The following is a 10,509-nucleotide window of genomic DNA, read 5'->3' as shown; positions in this document are numbered from 1 at the left end:
ATCAAATAACTACATAAGTTCTATAGAATCGCGACAACTATCTTGACAACTACCGTGTTTGACGATTCGCTTTCGTTGTGGACGCAGCACATTCATCTTCTTACATAATCGGTATACTTTCTTCTTATTGATAACCAGATGGTAACGTCTTCTCAGAAGGATGGTGAGCTTGCGATAGCCATAGGCAGAGCCTTCGCCGGCAATGAACTCCATAATCCATTCATTGATTTCCTCATCACTTACACGTTCTCCAGCTTGCGTATATGAGTAACCAGGTGCGGGGCGACCGACCCTGTGGATAGGTACAAATTCAGTTCTATTCACGTGAGCGTAGTATGTGGAACGCTTGACTTCAACGACACGCAACACAAAGGAGGTGGAGTGTCCGCATACAATATATTTATGGGCAATTTCTATTTTATCCTTAAGCCCGGGTTCGTTTTTTTTAGTAGGTCTTTGAGAATTTCTCTTTCCAGAGCTTGTTCCGCAAGTAGCTTCTTTAGTTTTTCGTTCTCATGCTCCAACTGCTTGAAATCATCAGCAGTGGGGATGAATGCAGCTTGTCGCTTACCGGCACCGTCTAGCTTATTAACATCCTTGCGATCCAACTGTTTGGACCATCGCAGTACCATCTTGGGATCCAGTTCATGTTGTCTGGCTACTGCAGTTAGATTACCCATCTCTTTCCCTTTTCTAAGGATCTCTAACTTGAAATCTAGATCGTATTGTACTCGCTTCATAACGTTCCCCTCCGTCTACTATTATTGTATCGGAATAAGGGGTGTACTGTCCAAGTCTCCTAGGGGGCTAAAAAGATACTCCAAGAATGGATATTTTTTATCAAATAAAACAATGGGTTATTAATTCTATGAAGTATCAAATTGTCACAAAAATAAGGGGATATGTTAGATGATTGTACAACCAGAACCATTAGAATATTTTATTAAGACAGCAAAAATAGTTATTGATACAAATGTTTTGCTACAAGCTTACCAATGGAAGGGTGTGGAAATAGAAAAGGTTTTAGAATCATTAGAGTGGTTCTCACGACAGGATAGGTTAGTAATTCCATCGCAGGTTGTTATTGAATTTCAAAAAAGAAGGGAAGGACTCATAAGGAAAACTGAGAACTCTTTATCAAATATTATAAATGAATTAGAGAAAATTAAAATAAATCCTAATCAATCATTAAAAGAAATCTGTCCAATGTTTACACAAACGGATGAGTTATTGAGAGCCATTGAAATGAAAAGTAAAATTAGTGAAGAGTTAAATGACTACAGGAATTTACTTTCTTCTATACATACAAAAGTGTCTAATCTTTTTGATGAAGATAAAATTTTGGAGAGAATACAGCGATTAATAAACCGATCCTACTTTCTTCCGGATAACTTAGGATCAATAGAAGAATTAGAATCAGAAGGAATGAGGAGAATTATTGAGAACATTCCTCCTGGTTTAAAGGATAAAGGGAAGGCAAAGAGTAGTTCTGACTCTGATCCTTATGGAGACTATAAAATATGGGCGCATATATTACAAATAAAGGCCGATGTACTTTTTATTACATATGATGATAAAAATGATTGGTTCATAAAAGGGGGGCAAGGAAAGTCACTATCACAAAGAACAGAGCTGAGTGAAGAATTCTCCAGAGAAACGGGATTTCAATTTAGGGCTATACCAGCTAAAAACCTAATTATTTTGAGGGAGTTTCCAAACAGATTACAGGTTGAAATATTAAGGATTGTTGGAGAAGGCTACACAATTGAAACGTTTTACGATAGGTCAGAAGAGTTATATCAATGGGTAGTAAATAACTTTATTGATAAAAAAGGATTAGTTCATATTATGGATGATGTGATGAGAATAGATATGCATTACGCTAAGGGAGTTAAGTACTCTTTCGCTGAAATGTGCATTTCGTATGTAGAAGGTTTAGCTGATAAGAACGAATTTCAAACTTTAATGGACTTGTCTTTTGAATTTCTACAAGATAGATGGGATAGAAGATTTGATCACCAAGATCAGTGAAAAGACACTTTCCCCTATATACTTAAGCTACTCTAAATGTTAGAGTAGCTTGATGAAAAAGTGATTTCGCTTTAGTAATGATACGGTGAACCGTATCATAAGTAGGGCGAAATATTGGGGTGTAGAAGCGCGGGAAGTGTTAATGTAGGTGTTACTGGTGTTTACAGACCGGTCGGTATGTTAGTAGAAGGCTGGCTCTGGAGCTAAAGTTGCTAGAAAACTCTTCGGACGGTACGTTTGGCGGAAAGGACGAGGCAAGTAGCGAGTTCATTGCTAGTGGAGCCTTTGAAGCAGCCAGAATGTTTGAAGAGACCAAACCTCTTGAAGTGTCTGGTGGGGAACAAATTGAATCTGACACTGACTGTGGGATTGAAGGAGACTCCGTCGACCTGTCCAAGATTAGGATCATTTGGTGCAACTCGATCCGAAGCTGGACAGCTATGTGATGTCTGAGGATAAGAAGACGATCATTATCACGTTGCATAAATGCTCCCAGTTCAATACGTCTAAGACGCCTGTCATCGCCGTAAACGGCCTGAGGAAACTCTGTGAACACCAATTGTAAAATACCTAATATCAGCACTTGAAAATTCGCCACAATTAGCCGAAATAATCTCCGAGAGGAGAGGAATATATGGTCAAGAATGGGGAGTTTTTTGTGATCAAGGAAATGCAGGCGAAAGGTATGTATGTCACACATATTGCTAACGAATTAGGAAGAGACCCGAAGACAATACGAAAATGGTTAAATCAAGATGAACATCATCGTTATCAACGTACTAGCAAAAGAATTGGCAAGCTGGATGCATATAAGGGCTACGTCCGTCAACGTATGGAAGATGGTTGTTTAAACGCAGTGGTCATATATGATGAGATCAAAGAAAAAGGATACATCGGGAGCATTACCACACTTCGTTACTTTATGAGACCGCTAAAGCCTAACGTTTCTTCTAAGGCTACGGAACGGTTTGAAACTGAGCCTGGTGAGCAAGCACAGGTCGACTGGGGTCACTTTAGAGTAAATTGGAATCAATCCCAAAAGCGATTGTATGCGTTTGTTATGGTACTTGGTTATTCGCGTACGTTGTATGTGGAATATACAGAGGATGAGAAAGTTCAGACGCTAATTGGATGCGATGAGCGAGCTATGGAGTACTTTGGAGGGATTACAAGAACCTGTTTGTATGACAATATGAAGACCGTTGTCATTGGACAAGATGAGCAAGGGGAAGTCATATGGAACGAGAGATTTGCGAAGTTCGCCAGCCATCATGGATTCATTCTGCGTCGTTGCAAGCCCTATCGCCTACGAACAAAGGGAAAAGTGGAGAATGGTGTTGGTTATGTTCGGAAGAACTTCTGGCCAAGGGTTCAATCGTTTACAGGACTACACGATCTGAATCAACAAGTACGCGTTTGGTTGGATAACATAGCCAACTGCCGTGTACATGGGACTACATACGAAGTTCCTAATCAACGTTTAGCACATGAAAAGTTAAAGTCAGTCAATTCTTTTTCTTTCCACTCTGAAGAACGGCATATCCGCAAGGTTTCCAGTGACACACTAGTCTCTTACCAAGGCAATCGCTACTCGGTTCCGTTTATCTATGTAGGTCATCATGTACATGTACAGGACGAGAAGAACGGTATGCTTCACATCTACGACCAAGAAGGCATACTCATCACAAAACATGAGAAAGCGATCGGTGTTCGCCAAGTTGTAACCAATAAAAAACACTTCGAAGGCATCCGAACAGCAGGCTACAAAAAGGTTCCCCAACCCATGCCTAAACTGGTCGCAACAGTTGCTCTCGAAGTGGCCGAACGTTCATTAGCGGTTTATGAAGCATTAACGGATGAGGAAGTGATCGTACAATGATCCTCACCGAACGTCTTCACGAAGCTTTTCAGCAGCTTGGATGGGGAAGAATACCTGAAATTCTCCATCAGCATGCAGAAGAAGCAGCTAAAGAGAATATATCCTATCTTGCGTTTTTAGACAAGCTATTACAAGAGGAATTAGAGGCTAAACACCATCGTAATTTACAGACAAGAACCAAACAAGCGAGGTTGCCGTACCAAAAGACATTGGCTGAGTTCGACTTCTCATTTCAGCCAACTGTGGATGAACGACGGATGAAGGATTTGGCTACCATGAGGTTTGTCGAGCACCAAGAGAACCTTGTCTTTCTTGGTCCACCAGGGGTGGGTAAGACTCACCTCGTCGTCGCTCTAGCATTAGAAGCGATTGCCCTAAAGTATTCGGTTTACTTCATAACAGCCCATGATCTCGTCCAGACCCTACAGCAGGCGCATCAAACGAACACGATGAAACAAAAGGTACGAATGTTTCTCAAAGTAGATCTACTCATTATCGATGAGATTGGTTACCGAAAGATGGATGATGCTGCCGCTCACTTCTTCTTTCAGATTATCTCTGAACGGTATGAGAAAGGCTCCATCATTCTTACCTCCAATAAATCGTTTGGATCTTGGGGTGAAATATTCGGCGATACGGTCCTTGCTACTGCGATTCTAGACCGTCTCCTCCATCATTCAGTAACCATAAACATCAAGGGTGAAAGCTATAGGATTAAAGAAAAGAAAAAGGCTGGATTCTTCAAACCTGAAACAATGGGAAGAGAAGAAACATAATTCAGTTTAAACCAGGGAATTTTCAACTGCTACTTTTGGGGATTATTAAGTTGGTGTTGACAACTCTTCGGGAACGAGGTGAAGAACGAAGGAAACATTACGATTCCTGTTAGTGACCTAACCTCTGATTAACATAACAACACTAGGAACTCAAGATCCAGCACCTACACAGGATTCGCAATCTAAAGGAGATGCGACAAATCCAAACCAAGGTTAAGATTTCCACGCAGGGAACGAGTGCAAATTTATTTTCGAAAGAGGCACCCAAATAGGTGCCTCTTAAATTTCACCATCTAGTGATACACAAAGAACCGTACCACAAGGCCGTTTCTCGGCACACAGATGATTTTTACCGTCTTCGGAAAGCGCCGCCACGGGCCAGTGCAAAGAAAATCAGCAAGGCGATGATTGATCCAACAATGGCCGGAATGATATGAAATCCACCCACAACTGGTCCCCTCGCACCCAGCAGCTCTGTACCCAGCCACGAGCCGATAAAGCCTGCGATCACATTCCCCAGCACGCCTCCCGGAACATCCCTGCCAATCAGATTGCCGCTTAGCCAGCCGATCAACCCACCAATGATTAACACCCAGATCAGATACATTGATTTGTCCCCTTTCCAGTCGTTTATTCAAGGTATGCTTGGAAATGGGATAGTTGAACTCTTTATTGAATGATATTTTGTTCCCCCTCTATAATAAATTCTATAAAGCGTACTATTTGTACGACTTGATACCAGATATCGCAATCAGGCTCTTCTATGTATTGATAATGGAGAATCTGTGCTGATATAACTGATATATGTCAACCCCTATAATCGCAACCAAATTTTATATCCCGACGCCTGAGTCAAGAACGGTTTTACGTCAGAGACTAATCGAAAGACTAAATATGGGATTGCATTGCAAGTTGTCCCTTATCTCCGCACCGACGGGCTATGGTAAAAAGACTTTAGTTAGTGAATGGATGACCTACTGAGGGCGTCCGGCCGCATGGCTCACACTTGAACAAGGAGACAATGAACTTACGCGATTTATAACGTATATGATCTTCGCTCTTCGGACCATAGCGGAGAATATAGGTGAAGGCGTGCTTTCTCTAATTCAATCACCTCAACCCCAACCTACACAGTCCATTCTTCGGCTCCTCTTCACGAACTCAGTTCCGTTCCTTCTTCTTTCATTCTTGTACATGACGACTATCATGCGGCGAGTTCCAAAGAGGTCGACAAAGCCTTATCTTTCTTGCTAGAACACCTTCCGAATCAGATGCACCTTGTGATAATAACACGTGAAGACCCCATACTTTCATTGCCACGTTTACGGGTTCGGGATCAATTAACCGAGCTGCGTGTTGCCGATATGAGATTTACGCTTACCGAGGTGGAAGCTTTCTTTAACCATGTCATGGATTTCAGCCTCTCCATGGATCACATAGCCGAGCTCCAGTCACGCATCGAAGGATGGGCTGCGGGCCTGCACTTGGCTGCGATCTCCATACAGGAAGATATCATGACGCTGATCGGCTTCTTCAGTCCTTTTCGGGCAATCACCAGTTCGTGCTGGACTATCTAGCAGAAGAGGTTCTGCACCGACAACCCAAAGCCGTACAGGATTTTTTACTGCAAACATTTCTCCTCGACCGACTGTGCGGTTCATTATGCGATGACCTTATGCTCAATCCTGAGATTTCCGGTAAGGATATGTTAATAGATCTTAGTCGCAAGAATTTGTTTATCATTCCTTTAGATAAAGAACGTCGTTGGTATACCTCTTCACCTACGAGGGGCTGCAAGAATTACGCTTAACTGTCTGGAGTCGTTGCCTGCCAAGGAGCTGGATGCCAGACCGGAGCTGTGGGTGTATTATGGATCTGCTCTATTGATTACGGGTAAGTCGACGGGGGTCGAACAGAAGCTTAGAGCTGCAGAGGCAGTATTGGAAGGTATGGAACAAGACATCGGCGTCATGGACCTGATCGGATTAATCGCGGCTACCCGCGCTACATTTGCATCCATAGTGTTGCCCGATAATCAGGATAGTGCCGATTCAAGTCTTCAAGCAGCCGAAGCAGCTATGCAAGTCTCGGTGCTCGAAGACAAGACGGATGAACTTGTCGGATTGGTTATGCCTGCAAGGAATACTGCGAAAAGAGGAAAAGAGGAATAGACGTATTAAACAATGTAATAACTCAATCACGCCGTGCACTTGCATATCTGCGAAGTGATAACCTGCCTGTTCGGACAGCATCCGCTTGGATGCTGGGCGTCTCTTGCCAGCAGCGGGGAGATTATGCCGAAGCATGCAAAGCCTATAACGAGGTCATAACGAATTGCCAAAGCTTAGGTCATCAACTGATGGCTGTAATGGCCGTTATCGGCACCGCTCAAATTAGGGAGGCGGAAGGGCGGCATGATTTGGTGGCAGAGCATTACCGGGAGGCTTTGAGGCTTGCCGGTAATGCTCTGCCGCACCCTGCTATTACAGAAGCTCAATTGGGTCTGGAGCGCATATGCCACATCCTCGATAACGGAACGAAGGGCAACTGCATTGAGCCTCTTAGCCAGCAGGACTTCTTATATGAAGAGCAATGGATGAATCCAATCGCGTACATTTTGGTAATTCCAATTGGGGGGCGATGGATGGGTACCAAGTGCTTTTTACTTGTTAAGGCATAGGCCCTTGATGCAACAGGATTTAATGCAAGCCCGCCGCCAGTAAATATAATCGTTCCTTTTCAGATGTTGTATTCATCTACTACTGGCAATGTCATAAGTGCCATCCTCCATTAAATCGACATATCATCTTTGGCCGGCAGTAGTAACGCCTGTTTGTTGCGGTATTGCTTCGGAGTGCAACCGGCATACTTGCGGAACTGGCTGGAGAAATGGGACGGGATGGGCCAGCCGACCCGTGCGCCAATCGCTTCCACGGATATGTTGGTAGTAGCAAGTAGTTTACAAGACTCCTGGACGCGTCTCGCTAGCAAATATTCGGTAATAGAATGACCAGTTTCTTCCCGGAAAAGATGAGAAACGTGATATTTGGACAAATGAAGCTCGCTCGCTAACTTATCCAGTTTGAAAGGCTGATTATAGCTGATTTCAATCCATTCCATAATCGCTTCGGCATGGGTGGTTGACCTTGACATGAAAGATGATTTGTCTGGCGGGAATGTGTTCTCGCCTTCAAGAAAGGCAAGCATCTGTACAAGTAGAGCTATGCACAACGATTGATATCCCTCCGGTGTAGCACCAGTAAGCAGCCGCTTGTAATCCTCAACAAGTGATTCGATAGGATGTCGATCCCCAAAGCCTGGTATAACTTGGGCAGCCAATCGATCCTTCCAAATATGTTTTAATCCTGCGGTTAGGCTACCAAAGGCATGAATCATACTCATGACTGCATTAGGTTCAAAATGAATAATGGAACGCACATATGTTGCTGATTCGGTGGCGGCCTTAACGTAATGAAGTTGATACGGCTGGAATAGGAACAGCGTTCCGGGTTTTAAGGAATGAACGGTTTGCTCCAGAATAATACTTCCTTCTCCCTCATGCACATAAAGAAACTCAATTCCCTGATGGTAGTGGAAATAACCCCGATAACTGGGTTCAGCTTCTTCGCCTAATTTGGCAAGAATCGGAGTATCTTGAAAGTCAATATATATAAGGCGATTCATGCTCACAACGTTTCATGCTACTCCCTTCTAAATACCGCAATATAACTAAAGTCTATCACAAAACAACTGAACTGTGGTTTTTTAACATTTGTTATACTCATACTACAATATAATGGAAAGTGGGATGAAATTATGTGGCAACATATCTTAAATGATGCAGTACGGAAAACAAAGGCAAACATTCAACGTTTTGATGATCAATTTCCTCATGTTAGCTTGAATGGTCAATATCTTTTAAATGATAATGCGGAATGGACCGATGGTTTCTGGTCCGGTATGCTATGGCTATGTTATGAATACACGGGAGACGAGTCTTTTAGAGAGGCAGCGCGCCGAACGGTAGCCAGCTTCCGTAAGCGTCTTGATGAACGCATCATGTTAGACAATCACGACATCGGATTTCTTTACTCTTTGTCTTCCAAAGCGCAATGGATGATTGAAGGCGACGAAGCGGCAAAGCAGTTGACAATCGATGCAGCTGATGCGCTGATGGAACGTTGGCGGCCAGAGCTTGGAATTATTCAAGCATGGGGGCGAAAAGGTGATCCGGAGAACGGTGGAAGGATTATTATTGACTGCCTGCTTAATTTACCACTGTTATATTGGGCGTATGAAACGACAGGGGATCAAAAGTATTACGATGTTGCGGTTGCCCACGCAAATAAAAGCCACCGATTTCTTGTTCGCGGCGATGACTCCTCTTATCATACATTCTATTTTGACCAACAGACTGGGGATTCGCAACGTGGTGGCACACATCAAGGCTACAGGGATGGATCGACGTGGACGCGCGGGCAATCGTGGGGCATCTATGGTTTCGCTTTATCCTATCACTACACGAAAGATGAGCGTTATTTGGAGACCTCTATTCGCATGGCGGAATTTTTCCTGAAACGCCTGCCTGAAGACCATGTTGTCTATTGGGACTTCGATGCGCCGGTAAATGCGGAGACAAAACGCGATAGCTCGGCATCGGCAATCACAGCCTGCGGAATACTTGAGCTACTGAAGGTGCTACCTGCAGATCACGAATCCCGTGAAATGCTTGAACAAGGACTGGAGTTGACGATGAAGGGACTTGCGGAGAACTACTACACTTTGGGTAAGCCGGATGCACAAGGGTTGCTTGAGCGGGGATCTTACAGCGTGCGCGAGGATAACTCCCCAGATGATTATGTGATCTGGGGAGACTACTATTACCTTGAAGCACTTATGCGTATCGAAAAAGGACATAAGGGATATTGGTACGAATAAAATAATGGATTTGCTAGGAAACATACTAACTGCATAAGTATGTAATAGACCAAGATCACCAACATTTGACTGTTTCATCAAATTGTTGGTGGTCTTGGTCGTATTGTTTTGTATGAGCGTTACTGTTCACGCTGACTTTTTGGCAGATGGATCTCAAACGCTGTCTTTTCAAAAGGAACACTCGTCAAGGTAATTGATCCGTCATGGAGAGAGGTGATTTCCTTGACAATTGAAAGTCCGATGCCGAGTCCCTCACCTTTCCTGCTGTCATCGATACGGTAGAAACGTTCAAAAACATGCTCTTGATCCTGTGAGGGAATGCCACGTCCTTTATCGATGACCGTCATGAGTAGGGTATCATCCTTTTCGGAAAGTCCGATTTCAAGATAATGCCCTTCTGATCCGTAGCGAATGGCGTTGTCCAATAGGTTTCGTAGCGCACGTTCGATTAGGGAGGGATCAATCCAGGCTTGGATATCCTCGTCAGGGATATTCACTTCCACAGTGAAGTTCTGACCCTCAAGAAACATCAGGTAGTCTGCAGCAATTTTCCGCATCATTTCCGATACATTATGTACTTCAACATGAAGCTTTAAATTCCCCTCATCGTGGCGAGTAATATCTAACAATTGATCTAAAAGTTTATCGATGTAACGAGAGCGCTGGAGCAAAACTTTGGCACTCGCTTGTAGTTCCTTCTCATCTTTATACAATCCAGCACGAATCGTTTCTGCGTAGCCTAAAATCATCGTTAAAGGGGTGCGTAGATCATGGGAAAGATTAGACAGTAACAGATTCCGTCTGGTGTCAAACTGCCTGATTTGTTCGCCTCCCCCTGTGTCACAATAGTTGTCGTACCTCTCAATAGAATATACAGTAGTTAAA

The 10,509-nt window shown here is 43.5% G+C and carries 12 protein-coding genes; 7 read left to right on the top strand and 5 right to left on the bottom strand.

What is annotated here, in order from left to right:
- Positions 1 to 9: 9 nt before the first annotated feature.
- Positions 10 to 369 (bottom strand): IS3 family transposase, encoded by a 360-nt coding sequence (locus ACH8E3_RS16410; RefSeq protein WP_458633721.1) that lies wholly within the window; start codon positions 367 to 369, stop codon positions 10 to 12.
- 44 nt (positions 370 to 413) lie between these two features.
- Positions 414 to 740, bottom strand: a complete 327-nt coding sequence (locus ACH8E3_RS16405; protein WP_458633720.1) for a transposase — start codon at positions 738 to 740, stop codon at positions 414 to 416.
- Positions 741 to 909: 169 nt separating this feature from the next.
- Between ACH8E3_RS16405 and ACH8E3_RS16400 the strand changes: the two genes are divergently transcribed.
- From ACH8E3_RS16400 to istB, 4 genes are all read left to right on the top strand, one after another.
- Positions 910 to 2,031 carry a PIN-like domain-containing protein gene (locus tag ACH8E3_RS16400; protein WP_458633719.1) on the top strand — a complete coding sequence of 374 codons (1,122 nt, stop codon included), beginning with the start codon at positions 910 to 912 and terminating at the stop codon, positions 2,029 to 2,031.
- A gap of 209 nt (positions 2,032 to 2,240) precedes the next feature.
- On the top strand, positions 2,241 to 2,477 hold the full coding sequence (locus ACH8E3_RS16395; protein ID WP_458633718.1) for a hypothetical protein: 237 nt from the start codon (positions 2,241 to 2,243) through the stop codon (positions 2,475 to 2,477).
- Positions 2,478 to 2,665: 188 nt separating this feature from the next.
- A complete protein-coding gene (gene istA / locus ACH8E3_RS16390; RefSeq protein WP_458633717.1) occupies positions 2,666 to 3,910 on the top strand; it encodes an IS21 family transposase in 1,245 nt (414 codons plus the stop codon).
- Positions 3,907 to 4,686, top strand: coding sequence for an IS21-like element helper ATPase IstB (gene istB, locus ACH8E3_RS16385; RefSeq protein ID WP_458633716.1), 780 nt, complete (start codon positions 3,907 to 3,909; stop codon positions 4,684 to 4,686). Before istA ends, istB begins: the two co-directional genes overlap by 4 nt.
- A gap of 349 nt (positions 4,687 to 5,035) precedes the next feature.
- On the opposite strand, the gene ACH8E3_RS16380 is transcribed toward istB, so the two are convergent.
- Positions 5,036 to 5,293 carry a GlsB/YeaQ/YmgE family stress response membrane protein gene (locus ACH8E3_RS16380; RefSeq protein ID WP_458633715.1) on the bottom strand — a complete coding sequence of 86 codons (258 nt, stop codon included), beginning with the start codon at positions 5,291 to 5,293 and terminating at the stop codon, positions 5,036 to 5,038.
- A gap of 1,216 nt (positions 5,294 to 6,509) precedes the next feature.
- On the opposite strand from ACH8E3_RS16380, the gene ACH8E3_RS16375 reads away from it, so the two are divergent.
- Both ACH8E3_RS16375 and ACH8E3_RS16370 read left to right on the top strand, forming a co-directional pair.
- Positions 6,510 to 6,857 (top strand): hypothetical protein, encoded by a 348-nt coding sequence (locus ACH8E3_RS16375; RefSeq protein WP_458633714.1) that lies wholly within the window; start codon positions 6,510 to 6,512, stop codon positions 6,855 to 6,857.
- A complete protein-coding gene (locus ACH8E3_RS16370; RefSeq protein WP_458633723.1) occupies positions 6,809 to 7,366 on the top strand; it encodes a tetratricopeptide repeat protein in 558 nt (185 codons plus the stop codon). The genes ACH8E3_RS16375 and ACH8E3_RS16370 overlap by 49 nt, the downstream gene beginning before the upstream one ends.
- A 110-nt stretch (positions 7,367 to 7,476) precedes the next feature.
- Here the strand turns inward: ACH8E3_RS16370 and ACH8E3_RS16365 are convergent, their stop codons facing one another.
- The gene (locus ACH8E3_RS16365) at positions 7,477 to 8,370 is read right to left on the bottom strand and encodes a helix-turn-helix transcriptional regulator (RefSeq protein WP_458633722.1); all 894 of its coding nucleotides are present in this window, start codon (positions 8,368 to 8,370) and stop codon (positions 7,477 to 7,479) included.
- A 132-nt stretch (positions 8,371 to 8,502) separates the two neighbouring features.
- Between ACH8E3_RS16365 and ACH8E3_RS16360 the strand changes: the two genes are divergently transcribed.
- Positions 8,503 to 9,624: a glycoside hydrolase family 88 protein gene (locus ACH8E3_RS16360; protein ID WP_458633713.1), complete on the top strand. Its 1,122-nt coding sequence runs from the start codon at positions 8,503 to 8,505 to the stop codon at positions 9,622 to 9,624.
- Positions 9,625 to 9,743: 119 nt separating this feature from the next.
- Here ACH8E3_RS16360 and ACH8E3_RS16355 read toward each other — a convergent pair.
- On the bottom strand, positions 9,744 to 10,509 hold a 766-nt coding region (locus ACH8E3_RS16355), incomplete at its 5' end, for a sensor histidine kinase (RefSeq protein WP_458633712.1).

The sequence above is a fragment of the Paenibacillus sp. CMAA1364 genome (assembly GCF_054373195.1).
Note: the sequence above shows the minus strand (reverse complement) of the source record. Positions and strands in the feature narration are given on the sequence as shown.

What these genes read in the sequence shown, in the direction of transcription:
- ACH8E3_RS16360 (WP_458633713.1), top strand. Translation starts at nt 8,503, where the DNA reads ATGTGGCAACATATCTTAAATGATGCAGTACGGAAAACAAAGGCAAAC.
- istB (WP_458633716.1), top strand. Translation starts at nt 3,907, where the DNA reads ATGATCCTCACCGAACGTCTTCACGAAGCTTTTCAGCAGCTTGGATGG.
- istA (WP_458633717.1), top strand. Translation starts at nt 2,666, where the DNA reads ATGGTCAAGAATGGGGAGTTTTTTGTGATCAAGGAAATGCAGGCGAAA.
- ACH8E3_RS16365 (WP_458633722.1), bottom strand. Translation starts at nt 8,370, where the DNA reads ATGAATCGCCTTATATATATTGACTTTCAAGATACTCCGATTCTTGCC.
- ACH8E3_RS16405 (WP_458633720.1), bottom strand. Translation starts at nt 740, where the DNA reads ATGAAGCGAGTACAATACGATCTAGATTTCAAGTTAGAGATCCTTAGA.
- ACH8E3_RS16400 (WP_458633719.1), top strand. Translation starts at nt 910, where the DNA reads ATGATTGTACAACCAGAACCATTAGAATATTTTATTAAGACAGCAAAA.
- ACH8E3_RS16380 (WP_458633715.1), bottom strand. Translation starts at nt 5,293, where the DNA reads ATGTATCTGATCTGGGTGTTAATCATTGGTGGGTTGATCGGCTGGCTA.